This is a genomic window from Streptomyces sp. NPDC041784, from assembly GCF_055591025.1.
Genome location: NZ_JBVJAB010000003.1, coordinates 358,303 through 380,989, shown reverse-complemented (window position 1 = coordinate 380,989; position 22,687 = coordinate 358,303). Strand labels below are relative to the sequence as shown.

Genomic DNA, 22,687 nt, shown 5'->3' with positions numbered 1-22,687 from the left:
CGAGTCCGCGGCGTTCGTGTTCAGGACGTCATCACGGCACCATCAGGATCTTCACCGCCCCGTCCTGCTTGCGCTGGAACATCTCGTAGGCGTGCGGCGCATCGGTCAGCGGCAGCCGGTGGGTGGCGAAGTCGTCGACGCCGAGCGGGTCCTCGTCGGTGAGGTAGGGCAAGATGTCGTCGCTCCAGCGGCGCACGTTGGCCTGGCCCATGCGGATCTGGAGCTGCTTGTCGAAGAGGGTGAGCATCGGTAGCGGGTCGGCCATGCCGCCGTAGACACCGACGAGCGAGAGGGTGCCGCCGCGGCGCACCAGGTCGATGGCGGTGAGCAGGGCGGCGAGGCGGTCGACACTGAAGCGTTCCGCGAAGGGCACGCCGATCCGGCGCGGCAGCAGGGCGGAGGCCTGCTGGGCGAGGCGCGCGACCGCGCTGCCGTGGGCCTCGGTGCCGACGGCGTCGATCACGGCGTCGGGGCCACGGCCGGCGGTCTCGTCGCGGATCGCGGTGACCAGCTCCTTCTCGCTGTCGAAGCCGCGCAGGTCGTAGGTCTCCACGCCCCGCGCGCGGGCCCGGCGCAGCCGGTCGGCGACCAGGTCCACGCCGAAGACCCGGTCGGCGCCGCGCAGCCGGGCGATCCGGCAGGCCATGTCGCCGACGGGGCCGAGGCCGAGCACGGCGACGGTGCCGCCCTCGGGTATGTCGGCGTAGGCGACGGCCTGCCAGGCGGTGGGCAGCACGTCGGAGAGGTAGACGAACCGGTCGTCGGGCGGGCCCTCGGGGACCTTGATCGGGCCGAACTGGGCCTGCGGGACGCGCAGGTACTCGGCCTGGGCGCCGGGCACCGAACCGTAGAGCCGGGTGTAGCCGAACAGGGCGGCGCCCATGCCCTCGCCGGTGACCTGGGTGGTCTCGCACTGGGTGGGCAGGGAGTTGAGGCACATCCAGCAGTTGCCGCAGGCGATCTGGAAGGGCACCACGACCCGGTCGCCCGCCATCAGGTCGGGGACGCCGGCGCCGACCTCCTCGACGATGCCGATGGGTTCGTGGCCGAGGATGTCGCCCGGGGTCATGAAGGGGGTGAGCACCTCGTAGAGGTGCAGGTCGGAGCCGCATAGCCCGGTGGACGTGACGCGGATGACGGCGTCCGTCGGTTCCTGGACCACCGGGTCGGGCACGGTGTCAACCCGGACGTCCCGCTTCCCCTGCCAGGTCACTGCCTTCATCGCGCCGCGCTCCCTCCGCGGGGACCCGGTCCGCCCGGCGGGCAGGGGATCCCAGGCCCCGGATGTGGCCCGGGTACCCGGGCGACACACCCCGAACCGCCACGACCGGCCCGATCCGGCCTCGGGGAACATCGGTACAGCGGTTGGCGCTGAGAACGATCATGGTCAGGGTGTGAGCGTGCTGACACGGTTCTCGTACTCGCGGCGTGCCTTGCGCTGGGCGGGAATCGCGGAGCAGCCGTGGCTGCCGTCGAGCGGCCGGCAGCGGGCGAGGAACTGGCGGTGCATGGCGGGGACGGCGGTGACGCGCAGGGTGTAGCCCTGGCCGCGCCGTACGGTCACGCCCTGGTTGAGCGCGGCGCGCTCGGTGGGGTCCAGGTCGGCGGAGCGGAGGAAGTCTGCGACCTTGCCCGGCATGTCGAGGGTGACCGGCAGCTCCGGTGCCGGAACGTCTTCGACGGCGGCGGTGGGGTCGGGCAGGAGGTCGGCGACGGCTGTGCGGATCGCGCCGCGGCTGACGCCGTGGTCGCGGGCGAGGGCGGCGATGGAGCGGCCCTCCAGGTACGCGGCACGCACGGTGCCGGTCAGGTCGGCCGCCACGGCGGGGCGGCGTCCGCCTTTGTTGCCCTTGGCCTCGGCGGCGCGCAGTCCGTCGTAGGTCAGCTCCCGCTGGAGGTCGCGTTGGAGTTCGCCGGCGGCGGCGAGGGTCTGCACCATGAACTTCACGGTGGACAGCAGCTCGCCGGTGCGGGGGTGGCGGGCGGTGAGGTCCATCGCGGAGAACGCGCCGTCGTGGATGCGCAGGGCGACCTGATCGCGGTGCAGGACTTCGAGGACGTCGAGGATGTGCTGGTTGCCGCGCACGAGGCGGAACATCTCGGAGATGTGCACGGTGTCGCCCGGCCGCGCGTACGTGAGCAGTTCGCCGAACTTCGGCCGCTGAAGCGGGTGGAGGCGGCTGGAGGTCCCCGGGTCCTCCTCGAAGACGATCGGGTCCTCGATCCCCGCCTCGGCCAGGACGAGGTCTTGGCGGGCGGTGGACTGCTGGCCGGTCGACACCCTCTTGTAGACGAGATTGGCCACGCTGTTTCCCCGCTTCTGTCGGCGCATCGGACCTCGGGTGTCATCTAACCCTGTCGTCAGCCTTCATCGGATGTCATTGGATTGGAGCCGCCGTCAGGCCCCGGAATCACTGGGTTCATTGGACGCTCGCCGCGCCTGTCGTCATTCGATCGTTTGACGACAGGGACCCGTAGAGAGTCACTCGGCGCTCCGCTGTGGCTCCGTGGGGCCAGGACCCGGACGGCGACATCAGGTCCGCTTGCCGAAACGGCATGCGACTTTGCCGTACTGCGTTGGCGGATCGCAAGGTGGGGTCATGAACGAGCGAGAGATGACGCGAGTGGACGGTACGGCCTGGGACGTGGTCGTGATCGGCGGAGGGGGAGCCGGACTTTCGGCCGCGCTGACCCTGGGCCGGGTGCGCCGGTCGGTGCTGGTGATCGATGCGGGGGAACCGCGCAACGCCCCGGCTGTCGGGGTCGGCGCGCACGGCATTCTGGGCCGGGAAGGCATGTCGCCGCTGGAACTGCTGCGGCTGGGCCGGGAGGAGGTCACCTCGTACGGTGGCCGGGTGGTCTCCGGCCGGGTGGCGCAGGTGCACCGGGACGGCGAGGAGTTCTCGGTGGTCACCGAGGACTGGCAGCGGGTGCGGGCACGGCGGGTGCTGGTGACGACAGGGCTGGTCGATGAGCTACCGGATGTGCCCGGGCTGGCCGAGCGGTGGGGGCGCGATGTTCTGCACTGCGTGTACTGCCACGGCTGGGAGGTCCGCGATCGGGCGATTGGTGTGCTGGGTAGTTTCCACCAGGCTCTGCTGTTCAGGCAGCTGTCGAAGGGCGTCACCTTGTTCCTGCACGAGGGCGCGGAGCTGACCGAGGAGCAGTGGGAGCAGCTGGCCGGTCTGGGCGTCGGTGTGGTCGAGGGCAGGGTCGGCGGTCTGGTCGTGGACGAGGAGCGGGACCAGCTGGCGGGGGTGCGTCTGGCGTCGGGGGCGGTGGTGCCGGTGGAGGAGCTGGTGGTGGCGCCGCGATTCGTGGCGCGCGCCGCTTTCCTCGACGGTCTTGGCCTTCAGGTGCGGGAGCATCCGATGGGGATCGGTGAGCAGGTGGTGGTGGATGGTTCCGGTTTCACCGGGGTCTCGGGGGTGTGGGCGGCGGGCAATGTCAGCGACGTGATGGCGGGCGTTCCCCAGGCCATGGCGGCCGGGGTCGGCGCGGCAGCGGCGATCAACATGAGCCTGCTGATGACCGACGCCGCCCGCGCGGCCGCTTCCCGCGCCGCGGTCTCGGGCGCCGACGTGTTCGACGGGGCGATGGAGGCCGAAGTGTCGCGGCGGGTGCTGGGCCCGGGCGTGCACGGCCTGGACGGCCTCCTCGACGATCACTGAGCGGCGTCGGCGTCTTCGGCAGGCGCGACTCAGATGGTGCGGGCCTTGAGATGGGCCCGCTCTCCCTGGGTGCCGAAGAGGATCAGAAGTTCCACGGTGCGCTCGTCGTCGGGGCCGAGCCAGTGCGGCACGTGGGTGTCGAACTCGGCGGCTTCGCCGGGCTTGAGGATCACGGTGTTGTCGCCGAGCAGCAGGCGCAGGCGGCCGGCGAGGACGTAGACCCATTCGAATCCCTCATGCGTGTTGAGCTGTGGTTCGGTGTCGGGCCGGGGCGGAATGAGGAGCTTGTGGGCCTGAACGCCGCCGGGCCGGCTCAGCGGCACGAAGGTCATGCCGTTGCGGGTGACAGGTTTGAGGTGGATGCGCGGATCCCCGGTGCGCGGTGCGCCGACGAGCTCGTCCAGGGGCACCGCGTAGACCTCGGCGAGCGGCAGGAGCATCTCCAGGGTCGGTTTGCGGGTCCCGCCTTCGAGGCGGGAGAGCGTGCTCTCGTTGATCCCGGTCTGCTCGGCCAGGGCGGCCAGTGTCAGGCCATGACCTCGGCGTAGGTTCCGCAGGCGTGGCCCGACCGCGGCCAGCCGGTCCTTCTTCTCGGTGTGATGTGAGGCGCTCATATCCACCAGCATGCTGAAACGGCATGAGACTTTGCAACTCTGGCAGCAGGTGGAGCAGTGTCCTTCCATCGGCCCGGGCCAGGCCCGGTGATCCGCCCATGACCTTCTCCCTTCCCTGAACTCTTTGAGGATCGGCCCTGCGATGACGACGGAATCCGACGCTGTGAACCGCAGCGAAGATGCTCTTGACCCGCGGCGCTGGTGGGCGCTGACAGTGATCTCGGTGGCGACGCTGATGGTGGTGCTGGACGCCTCCATCATCAACATCGCCCTCCCGCACGCCCAGGCGGACTTGGACATCAGCGACGCGAACCGGCAGTGGGCGGTGACCGCCTACGCCCTCACCTTCGGCGGTCTGCTGCTGCTCGGCGGGCGCGTCGTCGACTTCGTCGGCCGTAAGCGCGTGTTCCTCATCGGGCTGGTCGGCTTCGCCGCTGCCTCCATGGTCGCTGGCGTCGCTCCGAACGGGGCGACGCTGTTCGCCGGACGCGCCCTGCAGGGCGCATTCGCTGCCCTGCTGGCCCCGGCCGCCCTGTCCTTGATCGCGGTCACCTTCACCGACGCACGCGAGCGGGCCAAGGCGTTCGGCGTCTACGGCGCCCTGCAGGGCGCGGGCGGCGCGGTCGGACTGATCGCGGGCGGCCTGTTGACCGAATACACCAGCTGGCGCTGGTGCCTGTTCGTCAACACCCCCATCGCACTCGCCGTTGCCCTGGCCGCCCTGCCCACGCTCAAGGAGAGCCGCGCCGAGGGCACCCGCCGCTACGACGTCCCCGGCGCGCTGCTCGTCACCACCGGCCTGGTCGCCGTCGTATGGGGCTTCGCCCACGCCGCGGAAGCGGGCTGGAACACCCCGGCGACCTGGCTCCTGCTTACCGCCGGACTCCTTCTGCTGGCCGCCTTTGTCCTGGTCGAGCAGCGCACCGCCCACCCGCTGCTGCCGCTGCGCGTCGTCTTGGACCGAGACCGCGGCGGCGCATTCCTCGCCTCCCTGCTGATCGGGGCGGGCATGTTCGGCCTGATGCTGTTCCTGACCTATTACCTCCAGGTCAACCTCGGCTACCAGCCGCTGCGCGCAGGGCTGGCGTTCCTGCCCTTCAGTGCCGGCATCATCGCCGCGGCCACCCTCGGCGCCCCCCTGGTCACCCGACTCGGCCCGAAGACACTGATGACGGCGGGCACGGCCGTCACCCTGGCCGGCGCCCTGGTGCTGACGCTACTCAAGCCCACCGAGGGCTACCTGACCATCGTGCTGCCCGCCATGATCCTGACCGGTCTCGGTCTGGGCGCGTTCTTCGTCGCGCTGCCCAACACCGCCCTCGCTGGCATCGCGCCGTCCGACACCGGTGTCGCCAGCGCGATGATCAGCACCACCCAGCAGGTCGGCGGCGCAGTCGGCCCCGCCCTCCTCAACACCCTGTACGTCTCCGCCCTCACCGGATTCCTCGCCGACCGCACCGGCGCCGCGACACAGGCAGTCCGGCTGGACGGATACGTGCACGGCTACCGGGTCGCTTTCCTCGCCAGCGCCGCCCTGTTCGCCCTCGCCCTCGCCGCCACCGGCCTCCTCATCCGAAGCCGCCGCACCCACACCACCGCCTCCTGACCACCCTCACTGAAAGGCCCCGCACATGAACAGCGCCAACGAGTCCGCCGCGTTCTGGGACAAGCACTACGCCGGCATGGACGCGCAGTGGGGCACCAAGCCCAACACCGTCCTGACCGCCCTGCTCGCCAACCTTGCCCCTGCCCCGGGTAAAGCCCTGGACCTGGGCTGCGGCCACGGCGGCGACGCACTCTGGCTCGCCACCCAGGGCTGGGACGTCACACCCGTCGACGTCTCCCAGACCGCCCTCGACCGCGTCGCGGCAGGCGCCGCAACCACCGGCCTCACCGACCGGATCCACCCCCAGCAGCACGACCTCTCCGAGACGTTCCCCGACGGCGCCTGGGACCTGGTCACCGCAACCTACTTCCACACCCCCATCACCATCGCCCGCGAGACCGTCCTGCGACGAGCCGCCCAGGCCGTAGCACCTGGCGGGCGGCTGATCGTGATCGAACACGCCTCCACCGCCCCCTGGTCCTGGCAGGCCGGCCAGGACATCCACTACCCCTCCCCCGACGACGTCATCGCCTCGCTCCGGCTCGACAACACCTGGACGGTCGAACGAGGCGACGCACCCCAGCGCACCGCCACCGGCCCCGAAGGACAAACCGCGACCGTCACCGACAACGTCATCGCCGTCCGACGCACCGGCTGACACGCACAAAGGACTGATCCTCAGCCGCCCCCTGACCCCGCACCACCCTGGCGTCACCGGAGCACACATGAAACCGCCACCGCTTCAGCCCACTCCGTCGTCGTCCTCCTCCAGCTCCGGAGCCTCCGGGTCGCGCAGCGGACGCAGGGCACCGGCCGCCGGAATAAAGGCGGTGAAGCTGTAACGGCCGAGCAGGTTCAGATTGCGGTGCTTGAGCGGGGAGAGCCGGGCGATGTCCTCCTCCCGGAGCTCGTGGCTCTCGGCGCGAAGCTGGGTGACGGCAGCGTCGATGTAGCGGGTGGTCCAGAGCACGATGGCGTTGAGGACCAGGCCGAGCGCGCCGAGCTGGTCCTCCATTCCCTCCCGGTACGCCTGGTGGATGGTGCCGCGCTTGCCGTGGCACACATCCCGGGCCAGCTTGTGGCGGGACTCCTGCACGGTGAGCTGCCGGTTCATCTGACGACGGTAGGTGTCATCCACCGGGTCGACCACGCGCAGCAGGTGCTCGGTCTTGGCGATCCGCCCGTATTCTGCGAACGCCGCACCCAGCGGGGTGGGGCGCCCGTCGCGGCCGAACATCCGCAGCAGGTCGTAGGCGCGGACCTGGTTGGTGACCAGGGAACCGGCGACCTTCAGCATGTCCGGCCAGTGCGTGATCACCTTGTTCAGGTTGACCCAGTTGCGGGCCAAATCCTCCACCGCGCCGTAGGTGCCCGTCTCGACACCGGGCAGCGTGGCCCGCCAGAACCGCTGATCGTCCAGGTCGCGGAACCGTGGGCTGAAGCTGTAGCCGAGGATCTTGAACAGGCCGAACACCATGTCGGAGTACGAGGCGTTGTCGGTCGCCACCATCTCCGGCTTGACTCCGCCATCCAGGTTCAGCAAGGCGTCCAGAATGTGCAGGGAGTCGCGCGGGGTCCCGGGGACGACCATGTGCCCGATGCCCGCGACCTGGTCGTTGACGGCGTTGAGCCAAGTGATGCCCCGCTTGAACCCGAAGTACTTCGGCGACGGGGCAGCGTTGATGGTGCGCACCGGCACCTGGAAGCGCAGCCCGTCCACGGAGGCGAGCAGCCCGTCACCCCAGAACTGCACGATCGGGATGTCGGCCTGGGCAACGATGAGAGCGGCGTTTGCCGCGGTGATGGTGTCGCGCCCGCAGGTAGTACTGGTCGACGTGCACGAGCCGGGCCCGGGTCAGGGCCTCGTAGCCGGGGTTCACGACCGGGGTCAGGCCGATGTTGCACGCCTCGGACACCAGCAGCGCGACCATGGAGGTGGGCAGGTCCTTCATCCGTGTGGTGCCGTCGCCGAGGTGGACAAAGGCGTCGAGGAACCCGGTCCAGGCGTTCACCTCAAACAGCAGATCCGGCAAGTCGATCTTCGGGAACATCTTCTCGACCCGCTGACGCAGCCAGGTCAGGGACTTCGGCTCGCCGAGCGCGCCGAGCTTGTCGACGTTCAGCTTCACCCGCCCGTCGTCCTGCACCTCGATGGACACCTTCGCCGCCGGCCCTGCCTCCGCGAGGCGTTCGGCGAGCTGCTTCCATCCGGCGTCCAGGCCCCGCACCAGCTCCACCAGGTGCTCCTCCACGGGCATGTCCAGGCTCAGGGCCGCCAGAACATCCTCCTCGACCGCGTCCCAGTCCGGGCCGTCCAGCAGGCGGGCTCGCGGGTTGGACCAGCGGTGCGAGGGCGAGGCGAACACGTCGCGGTTGTTCAACGCTCGGTGCAGCTGCTCCAGCACGCACACCACGTACGCGTCCCGGTCCACCGACCCCTGCGGCAGATCCGGGTTGGCGTACACCGCCTTGCGCCACACCGGCGGCACCAGCTTGTCGTCCACCTCACGCGGCAGCAACGGCTTGACCCCCACCTTGCGCCGCGCCAGCGCCGGAAGACCCCGCACCCCGGCCAGGACCCGCTTGCCCGCGCTCGCCGCGTCCAGGGCCTTCGACTCGCCCAGCAGCGCGAGGAACGGGCGGACCGTGGCGTACCGGGTCGCCAGCGCGGCCCGCATCGCGACGTCGGCTGTGTTCTCGTCCTCGGGCACCAGCGTCACCACCGTCGCCGCGGCCGTGGTCACTGCCGCCCGCGGACCGACTTCCTCCAACGCCGCCCACAGCGCGCCCACGTCCAGGTCCGCGCCGTGCTCCTCGACCAGCTCCAGCTCCTCGACCAGCACCTCCCACGCACGGGCGACGAGCCGGGACGCTTTCTCCAACTGCGGCAGCGTCGACAGCCGCTCCTTCTCCGTCTTGCGCTTCGCGGTGTTCAGCAGCCGGGCGGCCATCAGGACCTGGAACAGGTCCAGGGCCTCGTCGATCGCCTTCGCCTCCAGGTGCCGCATCACCGCGGTCAGCATCGCCGTGCGCTTCGGCTCCGAGGCCCGCTCCAACAACGGCGCCTTCGACCCCAGCGCATACCGCGCCAGCGCGGCCATCCGGTTCGGCGGGATCTGCGACAGCCGCAACCGGCCCAGTCGGTACGCGCCGATCTCGTCCACCCTCTCCAACGCTCGGGCGAACGCCGTCCCCGTCGTCCGCGTCGGCGGCCGGCGCAGCCGCTCCAGCTCTGAGAACCGCGCCCCCTCCGGCGTCTTCAACGTCGCCACCAGCTCACCGGGCAACGCTGGATCGGCGCGGCGGGCCGCGCCCGCGACCGTGGCGTGCAGCCGCTTCTCCGCGACCTTCCGAGCCTCCGACACCTGCCGCGCCAGCACACTCACCCCGGGCAGCAGCACCCGGTGCCGACGCAGCCAGCCCACCGCCTGGTTGAACAGCGCCACCGGCCCCTCGGCGTGCGTCCACGCCCGCCCGTGCAGGAACGTCCGGAACCGCCGCGACCACTCTGCGTCCTCGTACTCGCGGTACTCGTAAGCGTCCCGGATCTCCCACGCGTGCTCGTACGCCGTCTTCGGCCGCTCGGTGTACCGCTTCACCACCGACGCGTCCTCGATGCCGAGCTGCGCGGCCAGATGCTCGACCACCTGCCACGGCGCATCGAGCGGATCGTCCGGGAGGAACCGGCCGATGTAGCGCACCGTGCACATCTGAAGGGCGAAGCCGAGCTGGGTGCGCTGAGCGGCGCCGCGCGATCAGATCGCGGTCGACGTCGTCCAGGAAGAAGAACCGCTCCAGCTCGGGGCGGGTCGGCTCCTCGGCGAACTTCCCGTACGCCTCGGCCTGCTCATCAGTCAGAAACTCCACCGGCACAGCCGGACCGGAGCCAGCGCCGCTACCCGTCCGGTGGCCTTTCCAGGAAGCCAGCGGCACCACCGACCGGTGTGCTAGCGACCATGATCGTTCTCAGCGCCAACCGCTGTACCGATGTTCCCCGAGGCCGCGATCGCACGCCAAAGCCACGCCAAAGCCACGCCGAAGCCACGCCGAAGCCACGCCGAAACCGTGCCAAAGCCGCGCCAGAGTCACGCCCAAGCCCCCTCCCCCTCCACGGAGACCTCCCCGCCCGCAATGGCGCACACCAGTCCGACAAGCGCACAATCAAGACACGGAACGGGGGTGCCGATGGCGGCGTACACGCGATGCGCGAGACGGACCGTGGCGGTGGCACTGCTGGCCGCCGTCACGGCGCTCTCCCTGGCAGTGGGCTGTACGACGTCCTCCGACCCCCCGTCGGCCGACGACAGCCGGAGCGCGGACCAGTGGCCGAGCCCCACCGGTCCCACTCCCCCCACGGCCCCCGCCGTCGGCCCGGTGCTCGCCGTGAAGATCGACAACGCCCCCGCGGCCCGGCCGCAGACCGGACTGGACTCCGCGGACATCGTCTACGTCGAGCAGGTCGAGGGCGGGCTGAGCCGGCTGATGGCGGTGTACGCGACGAGCGTGCCGCGGGCCGTCGGGCCGGTGCGCAGCGCCCGTGAGTCCGATCTGGAACTGCTCGGCCAGTTCCGGGAGCCGGTGCTGGCCTTCTCGGGAGCGCAGGGCAAGCTGCTCCCGCTGATCGACCGCGCACCCCTGGACGCCGTGACGCCCACGGACGTGTCCGGCGCCTACTACCGCGGCACGAGCCGGCCCGCCCCGCACAACCTCTATCTGCGCCCGGCGCAGCTGCTCCCCGCCCTGCCGGGCCCGGCCGGGCTGACCACCGGCTTCCGCTTCGGTCCCGCGCCCGACGGCGGCACGCCGGAGACCTCACGCACCGTGCGCTACCCGGCCGCCCGCTTCACCTTCACCTGGTCCGAGCGGCGGGAGCGGTGGCTGGTCGCCATGGACGGCACGCCGACCGTGACGGCCGACGGCGAGCGGGTGGCCCCGGCCACGGTGGTCGTGCAGTACGTGACCGTGCGCAGGTCCGGCTTCCAGGACTTCCTCGGCAACAACACGCCGTACACCGAGACGGTCGGCTCCGGGCGGGCGGAGGTGCTGCGCGGCGGCAGGTCCTACGACGTGACCTGGACGCGTCCGACGGCCTTGGACGGCACCCGGTTCACCACCGCTGACGGCACGCCGGTCGACTTCGCCGAGGGACAGGTGTGGGTGGTGTTCGCGAAGGCGCCGTAGTACGCGCCGCACCACACACACCGCAGCACACACACCGCAGCACACACCCCGCACCACACGACCGCACCGCACGACACAACCGCCACCGCACGGCACGACCGGCACCGCTCACCACACGACCGTCAGGACTGCGCCACCAGCGGCTCCCCCGGATTGCGCAGCCCCTCGGCCGCGTCCGAGACCCGGCGGATGAGTTCGAGGAACAGGGTCTGCTCCTCGGCCGAGAGCGGGGAGAGGAAGACCTGGTTCATCCGGGCGGTGCGCACGGTCAGCCTGCGGTGCGTGCGCACGCCCTCCTCGGTGAGCGCGAGCAGGAAGCGGCGCCCGTCCTGCGGGTCGCGGACCTTGTCCAGCAGCCCGCGCCGGCCGAGCCGGCTGATCACCTCGGCGACGGTGGAACGGTCGAGCCCCACCCGCTCGCCCACCGTGCGCTGGTCGAGGCCCGGCTCGGCGACGAGCGCGTTGAGGACCGCGAACTGCGGCGAGGTGATCTCCTCGGAGACCATCGCGTTCCACAGCAGGTAGTGCGCCTGCTGGAGCCGCCGGGCCAGGTGTCCGGGGTGGCTGGTGAGGTCCACGGCGGCCATGTGCGCTCCTCGGCGTGAGTCGGCCGGCCCTGCTGGACCAGCGGCGAATATTCGTCGGTGCACTGAACGATACCCTCTGCGCCCGCCACAGTCTCGCCGCTCGACCACCTCCTCAATGGCCTCCTTCCTCCTCCGGCCTGGGGTCTTGACTGCCCCTGACTCCGGTGGCAGCGTGTGAGCAACCTCGGAGAAATAATCAGTGCCCTGATTAAATGCGCACTGGACGCTCGGGAGAGATGGGGCTTCACGGATGGACAAAGTGGTCGCCACGGCCCTGGAGGCAGTGGCCGATGTGCCGGACGGCGCGACACTCGCCGTCGGCGGGTTCGGACTGAGCGGCGTGCCGAACGTCCTCATCCAGGCCCTGTACGAGCGCGGGGTGAACGGTCTCGGCGTCGTTTCCAACAACTGCGGGGCGATGGAGTCGGGCCTGGCGGTCCTGCTCGCGGCCGGGCGGATCGCGCGGGTGACCGGTTCCTACATCGGCGGGAACAAGGAGTTCGCCCGCCAGTACCTGGCCGGGGAGCTGGAGGTGGAGATGATCCCGCAGGGCACGCTGGCCGAACGGCTGCGGGCCGGCGGCGCCGGCATCCCCGCCTTCTACACCCCCGCCGGGGTGGGCACGCAGGTCGCCGAGGGCGGACTGCCCTGGCGCTACGACGGTGAGGGCGGCGTCGCGCTGGCCTCGCCGCCGAAGGAGGTGCGGGAGTTCGACGGCGTCCCGTACGTGCTGGAGCGCGGCATCCGTACCGACTTCGCGCTGGTGCGGGCCGCCAAGGGCGACCGGCACGGCAACCTGGTCTTCAACAAGTCCTCCCGCAACTTCAACCCGCTGGCCGCGATGGCGGGCCGGGTGACGGTCGCCGAGGTCGAGGAGCTGGTGGAGCCCGGCGAGATCGACCCGGACGCCGTGCACGTGCCCGGCATCTTCGTGCAGCGCGTGATCGCGCTGTCCCCGCGGCAGGCGGCCGACAAGAAAATCGAGCAGCGGACGGTCTCCGCCCCCGCGGCAGAGGGAACGGTGAGCGGCTGATGGCCTGGACACGCGAGGAGATGGCGGCCCGCGCCGCGCGCGAGCTGCGCGACGGGCAGTACGTCAATCTCGGCATCGGACTGCCGACCCTGATCCCCAACTATCTCCCGCCGGGCGTCGAGGTGATCCTGGAGTCCGAGAACGGCATCCTAGGCACCGGCCCCTACCCCACCGAGGACCAGGTCGACCCGGACCTGATCAACGCCGGCAAGGAGACCGTGACGGTCCTGCCCGGGGCGTCCTTCTTCGACTCGTCGCTCTCCTTCGGCATGATCCGCGGCGGTCACATCGATGTCGCCGTGCTCGGCGCGATGCAGGTCTCGGCGAAGGGCGACCTGGCCAACTGGGCCGTCCCCGGCAAGCTGATCACCGGGATCGGCGGCGCGATGGACCTCGTGCACGGCGCCCGTACGGTCCTCGTCGTCATGACCCACACCGCCAAGGACGGCAGCCCCAAGATCCTCGAGGAGTGCGCGCTGCCCCTGACCGGGAAGGCATGCGTGAACCGGATCATCACCGACCTCGGCGTCCTCGACGTCACCGACGGCGGCCTGGTGCTGGTGGAGACCGCGCCGGGCGTCACCGCCGAGGAGATCGTCGCCAGGACCGACGCCGAGCTGACCGTCGCGGAGGACGTGTCGTGAGCACCGTGAACCCTGTGAACACCGTGTACATCGTGGACGCCGTCCGCACCCCGATCGGCCGCTACAACGGCGCCCTCGCCGGCGTCCGCCCGGACGACCTCGCCGCCCACGCGATCCGTGAACTCCTCGCCCGTACACCCGCGCTGGACCCGGCCCGGATCGAGGACGTGTACCTCGGCAACGCCAACGGCGCCGGCGAGGAGAACCGCAACGTCGGCAGGATGGCCGCGCTCCTCGCGGGCCTGCCCACCTCCGTGCCGGGCGTGACCGTCAACCGGCTGTGCGCCTCCGGCCTGGAGGCGGTGATCCAGGCCGCCCGCGCCATCGCGGTCGGCGACGCCTCCATCGCCGTGGCGGGCGGTGTGGAGTCGATGACCCGGGCGCCGTACGTGCTGCCCAAGTCGGACCGGCCGTTCCCCGCCGGGCACGCCGAGCTGTACTCGACGACCCTCGGCTGGCGCATGGTCAACCCGCGGATGGACCCGCAGTGGACCATCCCGCTGGGCGAGTCGGCCGAGCTGATCGCCGACAAGCACAAGATCAGCCGCGAACAGCAGGACGAGTTCGCCCTCGCCGGCCATCGCAAGGCCGCGAAGGCCCAGGCCGAGGGCCTGTTCGACGCCGAGCTGGCGCCCCTCACGCTGCCGCGGCGCAAGGGCGGCCCGGTCGTCTTCGCCGCCGACGAGAGCGTACGGCCCGACGCCTCCCTCGAAGCGATGGCGAAGCTCGAGCCGTCCTTCAGGACCGAGCACGGCACGGTCACCGCGGGCAACGCCTCGCCGCTGAACGACGGCGCCGCCGCCCTGCTCCTCGTCGACGAGGACGGTCTGAAGGCCACCGGCCGCGAGCCCCTCGCCCGGATCTCCGCCACCGGTGTCTCCGCGATCGACCCGCAGTACTTCGGCCTCGCCCCCGTCGAGGCGGTGAACCGCGCGCTCGCCAAGGCCGGCAAGGGATTCGACGACCTCTCGGTGCTCGAACTCAACGAGGCCTTCGCCGCCCAGGTACTGGGATGTGTCGCCGAGTGGCCCGAGTTCGATCCGGCGGTCCTCAACCCGCAGGGTGGTGCCATCGCCCTCGGCCATCCGCTCGGCGCCTCCGGCGCCCGCCTCGCCGGCACGGTCGCCCACCAGCTCGCCCGCAAGGGCGCCGGAACCGGCGTCGCCACCCTCTGCATCGGCGTGGGCCAGGGCCTCGCCCTCGTACTCGAACGCTAGGACCCGGGAACCTCCATGACGCTCACCCAGCACGACATCGACCAGGAGATCGCGGCCGAGCGGGCCGCGTACGAGAAGCGGATCGCCGACGGCGCCCCCGTCGAGCACCAGCCGCGCCGGGACTACGCGCCCTACCGCTCGTCGGTGCTGCGGCATCCCCAGCAGCCGCCGGTGACCATCGACGTGACGAAGGACCCGGAGCTGGTGGAGCTGCACTCCCCCGCCTTCGGCGAGCGGGACATCACCGAGATCGACAACGACCTGACCCGGCAGCACCACGGCGAGCCGATCGGTGAGCGCATCACGGTGTCCGGCCGGCTGCTGGACCGCGGCGGCCGTCCGATCCGGGGCCAGCTGATCGAGATCTGGCAGGCCAACTCGGCGGGCCGCTACGCGCACCAGCGCGAGCAGCACGACGCCCCGCTGGACCCGAACTTCACCGGCGTCGGCCGGACCCTGACGGACGACGACGGCCGGTACCACTTCACGACCGTCCAGCCGGGCCCGTACCCGTGGCGTCAGCACCTCAACGCCTGGCGGCCCGCCCACATCCACTTCTCGCTCTTCGGCACGGCGTTCACCCAGCGGCTCGTGACGCAGATGTACTTCCCGAGCGACCCGCTGTTCCCCTACGACCCGATCATCCAGTCGGTGACGGACGACGCGGCCCGCCAGCGGCTGGTCGCGACATACGACCACGGTCTGTCGGTGCCGGAGTTCTCGATGGGCTACCACTGGGACATCGTGCTCGACGGGCCGCACGCCACCTGGATCGAAGAAGGGCGCTGACCTGCCATGACGAAGATCGACCCGAGCCGCCCGGAGACCGTGCTGCCCACCCCGTCCCACACGGTCGGCCCCTTCTACGGCCACGCCCTGCCGTTCCCCGGCGGCGGCGACATCGCCCCGGTCGGCCATCCGGCCGCCCTCGCCCTCCAGGGGTACGTGTACGACGGTGAGGGCAATCCGCTGCCGGACGCGTTCGTGGAGCTGTGGGGCGCCGACCCCGACGGCAACGTCCCGCGGACCGACGGATCGATGCGGCGCGACCCGGCCACCGGCGGCTTCCTGGGCCGCAACGGCGTGGAGTTCACCGGCTGGGGCCGGATCCAGACGGACGCGGGCGGGCACTGGACGGCCCGGACGCTGCGGCCCGGCGCGCGCGGGAACAGCGCCCCCTATCTGAGCGTGTGCGTGTTCGCGCGCGGACTGCTGGTGCACCTCTACACCCGGATCTACCTGCCCGGCGACGAGGCCGCGCTCGCCGCCGACCCGCTGCTCTCCCAGCTGCCCCCGGCGCGGCGCGACACGCTGATCGCCACGAAGGACGGCACGGGCGCCTACCGTTTCGACATCCGCCTTCAGGGCGAAGGCGAGACGGTCTTCCTGGAGTTCCAGTGACACCAGCTCCCCCCGACGGTCCCTCCGGCACTCCCTGCGACGCCGGGCTGCTCTCCCCCGGGTGGACCGGCTCCCCCGCCGCCTCGGCGACCGGTGACGAGGCCTTTCTGCGGGCGCTGCTGGACGCGGAGGCCGCGCTGACCCGTGCCCAGGAGTACCTGGGGCTGGCCCCGGAGGGGGCCGGGGCGGCGGTCACCCGGGCGGCCAGCTCCGCGTACGACGTCCGTTCGCTGGCCGAGCGGGCCCGCTCGGGCGGCAACCCCGTGATCCCGCTGGTCGCCGACCTCACCAGGGCGGCCGGCGCCGAGTTCGGGCCGTACGTCCACCGGGGCGCGACCAGCCAGGACATCATGGACACGGCGTCGATGCTGGTGGCGGTGCGCACCCTGGACCTGGTCCTGGCCGACCTCGACCGCACCGGGCGGGCGCTGGCCGCACTGGCGGCCGCGCACCGGGACACGCCGATGGCGGGCCGGACGCTCACCCAGCACGCCGTACCGACGACCTTCGGGCTGAAGGCCGCCGGATGGCGGTCGCTGGTGCTGGACGCCCGGGACCGGGTGACGGCGGTGCGGGACGCGCTGCCCGCCCAACTCGGCGGCGCGGCAGGGACATTGGCGGCCTTCACGGCGTACGGCGCGCTCCCGGCCACCGAGGACGCCGCGGCGCTGCCCGTCGTGGACGCCACCGCGCTGCTCACCGCGTACGCGCGGGAACTCGGGCTGCGGGCACCGCTGCTGCCGTGGCACACCCTGCGCACGCCGATCGCCGACCTGGCCGGGTGTCTGGCGTTCACGGCGGGGGCGCTCGGGAAGGTCGCGGTGGACGTCCTCACGCTCGCCCGTACCGAGATCGCCGAGCTGGCGGAGGGCAGCGGGGGCGGTTCCTCGGCCATGCCGCACAAGGCGAACCCGGTCCGCGCCACGCTGATCGCGGCCGCCGCGCGGCGTGCCCCGCAGCTCGCGGCCGTCCTGTTCGGGTCGCTGCCGGCCGAGGACGAACGGCCGGCCGGGGCCTGGCACGCCGAGTGGGAGCCGCTGCGGGATCTGCTGCGGCTGGTCGGCGGGGCGGCACGGGACGCCGCCGAGCTGACCGAGGGGCTGCGGGTGTGTCCGGACGCGATGCGGGCGAACCTCGGCCTCACCCATGGGCTGATCGTCTCCGAGCGGCTCTCCGTCGAGCTGTCGGCCCTGCTGGGCCGGGCCCGCGCCAAGGAGCTGCTCACCGAACTGGCCCCGCGCACCTACGCCGAGGGCCGCTCGCTCGCCGAACTCCTCGCCGAGGAACCGGACTTGAAGGGCGTCGACCTCGCCGACCGGACCGACCCCGCCCGCTACACCGGTTCCGCCGGGACCCTCACCGACCGTGCCCTGGAGCGACGTTGACCGAGAAGCTGCTCAACCACCGTGCCGAGGGCCCGGCTTCCGCGCCCGCACTGCTGCTCGGCCCCTCGCTGGGCACCTCGTACGCCCTGTGGGACAAGGTGGCGCCCGAGTTGTCCGTCACGCACCGGGTGGTGCGCTGGGACCTGCCGGGGCACGGCGGCTCCCCCGCCGGTCTGATCGGCCCCGGCGCCACCGTCGGCGACCTGGCCGGCCTGGTACTGGCACTCGCCGACTCGCTGGGCCTGGAGCGGTTCGCGTACGCGGGGGTGTCGCTGGGCGGCGCGGTGGGGCTGCACCTCGCGCTGCACCACCCCGAGCGGCTGTCCTGCCTGGCCGTGATCTGCTCGTCGGCCCACTTCAACGGGTCGAAGCCGTGGGAGGAGCGGGCGGCGCTGGTGCGGCGCGAGGGGCTGGCCCAGCTCGCCGAGAACGCGAACGCCCGCTGGTTCACGCCCGGCTTCACCGTGCCGGAGCTGATCGCCGACCATCGCGACGCCGACCCCGGGGCGTATGCCGCGTGCTGTGACGCGCTGGGCGCGTTCGACCTGCGGGAGCGGCTGGCGGAGATCACCGTGCCCACGCTGCTGATCGCCGGACGCCAGGATCCGGCGACGCCGCCCGCCCATCTGCGGGAGATCGCGGACGCGGTACCGAACGCCGCGCTCGTCGAACTCCCCGGCGCCTCGCACCTGGCGCCGGCGGAGCGGCCGGAGGCGGTGCTGACCGCGCTGCGGACCCACTTCGACGGCCCCGCCGGGCGGGGCATGGAGGTGCGGCGCGAGGTGCTCGGCGACGCGCACGTGGACCGGGCGCAGGCCCGCCAGTCGCCGTTCACGGCCCGGTACCAGGACTTCATCTCGCGCTACGCGTGGGGCGAGATCTGGACCGACCCGACGCTCAGCCGCCGTGAGCGCAGCATGATCACACTGACCGCGCTGGTCGCTCACGGCCACTACGACGAGCTGGCCATGCACGTCCGCGCGGCCCGGCGCAACGGGCTCACCCCGGAGGAGATCGGCGCCGTCCTGCTCCAGACGGCCGTGTACTGCGGGGTCCCCGCGGCGAACTCGGCGTTCGCGACGGCCCAGCGGGTGCTGGAGGAGGAGTGACCCCATAGGAGTGACCCCAAAGGAGTGACCCCGGAGGACCGACCCCGGCCGCCCGGGGGGCCGCAGCCGGGGTGTCCCTCCTAGCGTGGGTCCAGCGCCCCCAGGCCCGCCAGTGCCCGTTCCGCCGTGCTCACCAGACGGTCCGCGCCGCAGGTGCGTGCCAGTGCCAGACCCCGGTTGAGTTCGGACACCGAGCGGGAGAGGACGCCGTACTCGACCCGGGCGGCGGCGTGTTCGTACTGGCAGGGCGAGGACTCCAGGTAGGCCGCCGCCCGCTGGGCCAGCCGGACCGCGCGCTGCCCGGTCTCCAGGGCGGCGGCGCAGCGCAGGGCCTCGCCGATCGCCGTGTCGGTGCCGAGCCGCTCGGCCTGGCGCCGGGCCTCGGAGGCGAGCCGGGCCGCGCGGGCCGGGTCCTCCGTGGCGAGCGCCCGGGCGAGGTCGACGGCCCAGGGGACCATCACGGGGTTGAGGTGACCGCGCGAGGCGGCCGCTTTCTCGGCCTCCTCCAGTTCGTTGACGCCGTCCTTGAACCGGCCGACGGCGAGCAGGAGCCGGCCGCGCACGGAACGCGGGTCGGGCAGCACGATCGTGGACGGGTAGGGCGGGCCGAAGCCGTACTCCTCGGCGATCCGCCAGGCCTCGTCGACATGGCCGCGGGCCAGCAGGACGTCGACGAGGTTGCAGGTGGCCGACCAGTACAGGGGCAGTCCGCGGCCGACGCGTTCGGCGAGGCCCAGTGAGGTCCGCAGGGACTCCTCGGCCTCCTTGAGCCGGCCCCGGCGGCGCAGGCCCAGTCCGAGGTAGGCGTGGGCCAGGGCGGTGTGCCCGCCGCTCCAGCCGGCCGACTCGTAGGCGCGGACGGCCTCGTTGAAGAGGGTGTCGGCGCGGTCGAGCCGGTCGGTGTAGGCGTAGGAGCTGGCCAGCATCATCAGCAGCTCGATGCCCCACTCCTGGTCGGTCCAGCCCAGGCCCGGGGCGAGGCGGCCGTTGACGAGGGCGCGGTCGCAGAACTCGACGACCTCCTCGGCGTTCTCCCCGTGGGTCACGGCGTCGAAGCCGCGCAGGATGAGCAGGGCACGCTCGGAGTTGTCCCGGCCGGTGCAGGTCCCGGCGAGCGTGGCGAGACGCTCGGAGCGGGCCGGTGAGCCGGCCTCGCCCGCGTGGATGCCCTCCCACATGAACTGCACGGCCTGGAGCCGCATCTTCGCCGGGCCGGGGGCGTGCCGGGCGGCCTCGGACTCGACGGTGCGGACGGCCTCCTCCAGCTGGTCGTTGTGCAGCAGCGCCTGGGAGAGGCGGTAGACGGCGTCCACGCGCAGGTCGCCGTCGAGGCCGGGCAGGGCGAGCGCGGTGCGCAGGTGGTCGACGGTCTTCGCGGGCGCGGTGAGCAGGCTGGCGCAGCCGAGGTCGTAGAGCACGCGCGCGTGGACCTCGGGAGCGGGCGGTTCCTCCAGGGCGCGTTCCAGACAGCGGCGGGCCGCGTCGGGGGCGCCGACGGCCAGATGCTCGCCGGCCGCTCCGCGCAGCTGCTCGACGAGTTCCTGGTCGCCCTCGGGGTGGACCTGGATCAGGTGCCGGGAGGCGGCCGCGAGTCCCTTGCCGGCGTCGGTGACGACCTGGGCGGCGATGCCGTGCATCGCGGTGCGCAGGCTGCCGGGGATGGAGTCGTAGACGGCGGTGGCGATCAGCGGGTGGACGAACTCCAGCTCGCCGTCCACGACGGGCGCGGCCGCCGGGTCGGGTTCGGTGAGGATGCGGGCGGTGCGCAGCAGTTCGGCGCAGCGCACCGCGTCGTCGCGTTCCATGACGGCGAGCCGGGCGGCCTCGTCGATGGAGATGCCGACGCCGAGGATGGCGGCGGCCATGGCGAACCGGGTGGCGTCGACGCCCAGTTCCTCCAGCCGGGCGACGAGTCCGCCGCCGCGCGCCGACTTGCTCAGCGGGCGCAGCTCGTTGGCCGAGGCCTCGCTCGGTTCGAAGCCGCTGTCGCCGACCTTGGCGAGGAGTTCCACGGTGTCGTAGGGGTTGCCGTCGGTGACGGCCCACACCTCGCGGCAGAACGCGCCGTCGGCGTGAGGGCCGAGGGTGGCCCGGGTGAGCCCGGCGACGGCGGCCGGGGTCAGCTCGCTGAGGTTGGTGACCGAGCGGCCCGCGGCCGCGCCGATCGTGTCGAGGTGGCGGGCCGCGTCGCCCTTGACCCCGCCGGGCCTGCGGGCCACGACGACCAGCACGGACAGGTCGTCGAGACGTTCGACGAAGGCGGCGAGCCAGCGCAGGGTCTCCTGGTCGGCCCAGTGCGCGTCGTCGATCAGCAGCACCAGCGGGTAGTAGCGCTTGGCGAGCCGTCGTACGGCGGCGACCAGGCCGTCGCAGACGCCCTGCGGGTCGGCGGGCGCGTCGCCCGGTTCCGCTATACCGAGGGCCGGGCCCGCGATGTCGTACCAGTCGCCGAGGTACTCGCGGGCCTCCTCCGGCATCAGGGACATCAGTGCCGGCTGGAGCAGTTGGCGCACCACGTTGAAGGGGACGGACCGCAGCGTCTCGCCGCCGCGGGCCGACCACACCGTGCAGTTGCGGGCCTCGGCGATGCGACGGGTCTCGGCCAGCAGCGCCGTCTTGCCGAGTCCCGCCTCGCCCCGGAGCACCAGCAGGTGGCCCGAGGAGGACCGGTCGGCGCAGAGGGTGTCCACCGCCTGCGCCAGGGCGGCGACTTCCGCGTCGCGCTCCCACAGGGAAGCCGAGGCGGCCGCCGCCGGCCGCACCTCCGTCATCCCGCTACCTCCCCAAGTCGCCCGAACGACGTACCGACCACGAGCGTAGCCGTCCGGGGGCCCGCGCGGAGGCGGGTCCGCGCAGGTCTTGCCTACACGGGTGACGGGGGGACCCCGGGCGGGGCCCGACGGGCCTGCGGGGACGACCCCGGAACGTCAACGTCGGGCGACGCGCGCCGAATTGACGTCGATCGACGTCGATTTCACGCCAGCGGGGGCGGGCGGGACGCGGGGCGCCGCCGGATGAGCGTCGGCACGGAATCGGCTCCCTCTCATCCACCTTTCACCGATGCCTCATACGGTGGGGGCATGACGCAGGTGACTCCTCCCGGGTGGTACCCCGACCCGGGGCAGACGAATGACGGTCCCTCCACCGAACGCTGGTGGGACGGCACGGCTTGGACGGACCAGACCCGCCCCACGGGCTCGGCCGCCGCATGGGGTCCGCCCGCGCAGGCGCCGACCGACGGGGCCTATGGCGCGTACCCGACATATCCGGCATACCCCTCACCCCCGGCGGGCGCGGGTCCGCGGCGCGGGCTGCGCACGGGCATAGCCGTCGCGGCGGCGGTCGCCGTCCTCGCCAGCATCGGGGTCGGCGTGTGGGCGCTGGCCAAGGACGACGGCTCGGGCGGCGGCAGCGGCACGGCGCAGGGGCCCGGCGGCCAGGGCGGACCGGGCGGCCAGGACGGGCAGGACGGCGGCCAGGGCGGCCCGTTCGGCGACTCCGGCGGCTCGGGCGGTTCGGGCGGTTCGGGAGGGGCGTCGCCCTCTCCCGACGAGTCCGAGGCGCCGAAGATCAAGAGCGGTTCGGTGACGGACACGGTCAACGGGATCAGCATCCCGATCCCGGACGGCTGGACCGGGCAGCAGATGAGCGTCGGCGCGGCGGTGACGTCCGACTCCTCCTACGACTGCCCCGGCGACACCTCCAAGACCTGCACCAAGGGCGGTGTGTACTCGGTGCCGGCCGAGGCGCTGGGCACCGCAGGCGACACCGCCGAGGAGGTGGCCAAGGCGGACATCTCGAAGAACGCGGAGGAGTCCTACGGCGGCACCACCTACGGCAAGATCACCTCGCACCAGGTGCTGGCCTCGAAGGCCGTGACGGTGGCCGGACAGAAGGGCTATCTGGTGCGCTGGAAGGCGGTCACCAGCAAGGGCGCCGACGGATTCGTCGAGTCGCTGGCCTTCCCGGCGCCGGCCGACACCGGGCGGCTGGTGGTGCTGCGCTTCGGCGTCGACGCCGACCAGAGCGTGTCGGTCATCGACACGATCACCAAGGGCATCAAGGTGTCGACGGGCGGCGGCAGCGGCCAGGACGTCTGAGCCGCCGGAAAAGGGCCGGCTCCGAAAAAGGGGCCGGGCGGGGGGGGGGGGCCCCCCCCCCCCAGAGGAGAACCCCCCTGCCGGGGGGGGTGGCGCTCCCCCCCCCCCCCCCCTGCGGGGGGGGGTGTGCTCGCTTCAC

Annotated in this window: 17 protein-coding genes and 1 pseudogene; 12 read left to right on the top strand and 6 right to left on the bottom strand. The window is 72.3% G+C overall.

The genetic code is table 11. The features are described 5' to 3' along the window. Positions 1 to 31: 31 nt before the first annotated feature. Both ACZ6D7_RS08385 and ACZ6D7_RS08380 read right to left on the bottom strand, forming a co-directional pair. The gene (locus ACZ6D7_RS08385; RefSeq protein ID WP_469485428.1) at positions 32 to 1,222 is read right to left on the bottom strand and encodes an alcohol dehydrogenase catalytic domain-containing protein; all 1,191 of its coding nucleotides are present in this window, start codon (positions 1,220 to 1,222) and stop codon (positions 32 to 34) included. A 165-nt stretch (positions 1,223 to 1,387) separates the two neighbouring features. Further along, entirely contained in the window at positions 1,388 to 2,305 is a 918-nt protein-coding gene (locus tag ACZ6D7_RS08380) for a recombinase family protein (protein WP_469485424.1), read from the bottom strand. Between the two features lie 295 nt (positions 2,306 to 2,600). Between ACZ6D7_RS08380 and ACZ6D7_RS08375 the strand changes: the two genes are divergently transcribed. Then, on the top strand, positions 2,601 to 3,671 hold the full coding sequence (locus ACZ6D7_RS08375) for an NAD(P)/FAD-dependent oxidoreductase (RefSeq protein WP_469485418.1): 1,071 nt from the start codon (positions 2,601 to 2,603) through the stop codon (positions 3,669 to 3,671). 29 nt (positions 3,672 to 3,700) lie between these two features. On the opposite strand, the gene ACZ6D7_RS08370 is transcribed toward ACZ6D7_RS08375, so the two are convergent. Continuing rightward, positions 3,701 to 4,285, bottom strand: coding sequence for a helix-turn-helix domain-containing protein (locus tag ACZ6D7_RS08370; protein WP_469485415.1), 585 nt, complete (start codon positions 4,283 to 4,285; stop codon positions 3,701 to 3,703). 142 nt (positions 4,286 to 4,427) lie between these two features. Here ACZ6D7_RS08370 and ACZ6D7_RS08365 point away from each other — a divergent pair, with 142 nt between their 5' ends. Beyond that, the gene (locus tag ACZ6D7_RS08365) at positions 4,428 to 5,891 is read left to right on the top strand and encodes an MFS transporter (RefSeq protein WP_469485413.1); all 1,464 of its coding nucleotides are present in this window, start codon (positions 4,428 to 4,430) and stop codon (positions 5,889 to 5,891) included. Between the two features lie 25 nt (positions 5,892 to 5,916). After that, positions 5,917 to 6,549, top strand: coding sequence for a class I SAM-dependent methyltransferase (locus tag ACZ6D7_RS08360; RefSeq protein ID WP_469485410.1), 633 nt, complete (start codon positions 5,917 to 5,919; stop codon positions 6,547 to 6,549). Positions 6,550 to 6,633: 84 nt separating this feature from the next. On the opposite strand, the pseudogene ACZ6D7_RS08355 reads toward ACZ6D7_RS08360, so the two are convergent. Continuing rightward, positions 6,634 to 9,764, bottom strand: a pseudogene (locus tag ACZ6D7_RS08355) (Tn3 family transposase). A gap of 312 nt (positions 9,765 to 10,076) precedes the next feature. Here ACZ6D7_RS08355 and ACZ6D7_RS08350 point away from each other — a divergent pair. Beyond that, a complete protein-coding gene (locus ACZ6D7_RS08350; RefSeq protein ID WP_469485405.1) occupies positions 10,077 to 11,072 on the top strand; it encodes a DUF3048 domain-containing protein in 996 nt (331 codons plus the stop codon). Positions 11,073 to 11,194: 122 nt separating this feature from the next. Here the strand turns inward: ACZ6D7_RS08350 and ACZ6D7_RS08345 are convergent, their stop codons facing one another. Further along, positions 11,195 to 11,659: a MarR family winged helix-turn-helix transcriptional regulator gene (locus tag ACZ6D7_RS08345; RefSeq protein WP_469485402.1), complete on the bottom strand. Its 465-nt coding sequence runs from the start codon at positions 11,657 to 11,659 to the stop codon at positions 11,195 to 11,197. 250 nt (positions 11,660 to 11,909) lie between these two features. Here ACZ6D7_RS08345 and ACZ6D7_RS08340 point away from each other — a divergent pair, with 250 nt between their 5' ends. From ACZ6D7_RS08340 to pcaDC, 7 genes are read left to right on the top strand one after another with little or no spacing between them, the layout of a single operon-like run. Next, the gene (locus ACZ6D7_RS08340; protein WP_469485397.1) at positions 11,910 to 12,692 is read left to right on the top strand and encodes a CoA transferase subunit A; all 783 of its coding nucleotides are present in this window, start codon (positions 11,910 to 11,912) and stop codon (positions 12,690 to 12,692) included. After that, positions 12,692 to 13,336 carry a CoA transferase subunit B gene (locus ACZ6D7_RS08335; RefSeq protein WP_469485390.1) on the top strand — a complete coding sequence of 215 codons (645 nt, stop codon included), beginning with the start codon at positions 12,692 to 12,694 and terminating at the stop codon, positions 13,334 to 13,336. Before ACZ6D7_RS08340 ends, ACZ6D7_RS08335 begins: the two co-directional genes overlap by 1 nt. Positions 13,337 to 13,350: 14 nt before the next feature. Further along, positions 13,351 to 14,553, top strand: coding sequence for a thiolase family protein (locus ACZ6D7_RS08330; protein WP_469486028.1), 1,203 nt, complete (start codon positions 13,351 to 13,353; stop codon positions 14,551 to 14,553). A 15-nt stretch (positions 14,554 to 14,568) separates the two neighbouring features. Further along, positions 14,569 to 15,342, top strand: coding sequence for a protocatechuate 3,4-dioxygenase subunit beta (gene pcaH / locus ACZ6D7_RS08325; protein ID WP_469485387.1), 774 nt, complete (start codon positions 14,569 to 14,571; stop codon positions 15,340 to 15,342). A 6-nt stretch (positions 15,343 to 15,348) separates the two neighbouring features. Then, positions 15,349 to 15,954 carry a protocatechuate 3,4-dioxygenase subunit alpha gene (gene pcaG, locus ACZ6D7_RS08320; RefSeq protein WP_469485384.1) on the top strand — a complete coding sequence of 202 codons (606 nt, stop codon included), beginning with the start codon at positions 15,349 to 15,351 and terminating at the stop codon, positions 15,952 to 15,954. Beyond that, a complete protein-coding gene (gene pcaB / locus ACZ6D7_RS08315) occupies positions 15,951 to 17,339 on the top strand; it encodes a 3-carboxy-cis,cis-muconate cycloisomerase (RefSeq protein WP_469485381.1) in 1,389 nt (462 codons plus the stop codon). The genes pcaG and pcaB overlap by 4 nt, the downstream gene beginning before the upstream one ends. Beyond that, complete coding sequence (pcaDC, locus tag ACZ6D7_RS08310) at positions 17,336 to 18,448, top strand: bifunctional 3-oxoadipate enol-lactonase/4-carboxymuconolactone decarboxylase PcaDC (protein ID WP_469485378.1); 1,113 nt, start codon at positions 17,336 to 17,338, stop codon at positions 18,446 to 18,448. The genes pcaB and pcaDC overlap by 4 nt, the downstream gene beginning before the upstream one ends. Before the next feature lie 80 nt (positions 18,449 to 18,528). On the opposite strand, the gene ACZ6D7_RS08305 is transcribed toward pcaDC, so the two are convergent. Beyond that, entirely contained in the window at positions 18,529 to 21,219 is a 2,691-nt protein-coding gene (locus ACZ6D7_RS08305) for an ATP-binding protein (protein WP_469485375.1), read from the bottom strand. A gap of 309 nt (positions 21,220 to 21,528) precedes the next feature. Here ACZ6D7_RS08305 and ACZ6D7_RS08300 point away from each other — a divergent pair, with 309 nt between their 5' ends. Further along, the gene (locus ACZ6D7_RS08300) at positions 21,529 to 22,548 is read left to right on the top strand and encodes a DUF2510 domain-containing protein (RefSeq protein WP_469485372.1); all 1,020 of its coding nucleotides are present in this window, start codon (positions 21,529 to 21,531) and stop codon (positions 22,546 to 22,548) included. Positions 22,549 to 22,687: the final 139 nt, after the last annotated feature.